1 protein-coding gene is annotated in these 1019 nt (G+C 36.4%); it reads left to right on the top strand.

Annotation, left to right across the window (positions count from 1 at the left end; genetic code table 11):
- The first annotated feature begins 146 nt into the window (after positions 1-146).
- Positions 147-902 carry a hypothetical protein gene (locus tag AK963_RS29570; RefSeq protein WP_202969940.1) on the top strand — a complete coding sequence of 252 codons (756 nt, stop codon included), beginning with the start codon at positions 147-149 and terminating at the stop codon, positions 900-902.
- The last annotated feature ends 117 nt before the right edge of the window (positions 903-1019 follow it).

The following is a 1019-nucleotide window of genomic DNA, read 5'->3' as shown; positions in this document are numbered from 1 at the left end:
TACTGTCCAGAGCAGACTTAACTATGATTTCCATGAGAGGAGGTATCAACAGATAGATTATTAGGATTCTCTACTCTGGTTGATTCCTCTCATGGTTGCCTATTTCGGAAAACTGTCCGGACTATTGATTTATTGAAGGCAGCAAAATGAACGATATTGTTACAAAAAGCCACACAGACCTTGTCGATCCCCAAGCTCAAAGAGTGGTTGATTTTCTGGAGCAAATAGGCCTTCCTTCGGAAAATATTATTGCCGAGCAATCTGAAAGATCAATTATTGGTCAAAACTTACCTACGTATATCAACTCCTTACCTGCTGAGGTCAAAAGAGAAGCAAGATATCTTTCAAAATTTGTTGTAGGTGCTGGTTTCGGCTTATTTGATTACTCGTTAAATGCGATTTGGAATGAGGTAGTATTAGATCTCAGAAAAAAAGCGATTGCTTACGGTATAGATATATTTTTTGATTCTGCTGTAGGTGGTAAAACTCGAGAGTTTTATAAAACTGATGATGATTTGGCCTCTTTGAAAGATACTGTATTACTTGATACATGCAGAAAGCTCGAACTGATATCAGACACTACGTATAAAAAACTTAAACATATATTGGATATGAGAAATGATATTGGCATTTCCCACCCAACAAACTACACAATTAATGCTTTTGAGTTATTAGGCTGGCTACAAACTTGTATTCAAGACGTGCTGAATGATCAACCAACAGAGGCAGCAATCCAAGTTCAAGCATTTATTCGAAACTTAAAAACACAAACAACACCAATAGATCAAACAGCCCAAAAAACTATAGAAAGTAAAATTATTGAGTTACCAAGTCACCACCTAGCAAGTATTTTAAGAACAGCCTTCGGCATATACGTATCACCCGAATACTGGGGAATGTAATTTAAATTGTGTAAACGCTTGTCGTTAATACTCCAAAATGGAGAATAACAATGAGCGTTGAAATCAACGAAAAACTGGTAGATCAAATAGCCAGTCAGATTAAAACTCAGGATGATC

The sequence above is a fragment of the Endozoicomonas atrinae genome (assembly GCF_001647025.1).
Lineage (GTDB): Bacteria > Pseudomonadota > Gammaproteobacteria > Pseudomonadales > Endozoicomonadaceae > Endozoicomonas > Endozoicomonas atrinae.
The sequence above is the reverse complement of the archived record's forward strand: the minus strand, read 5'-3'. Positions and strand labels throughout refer to the sequence as shown.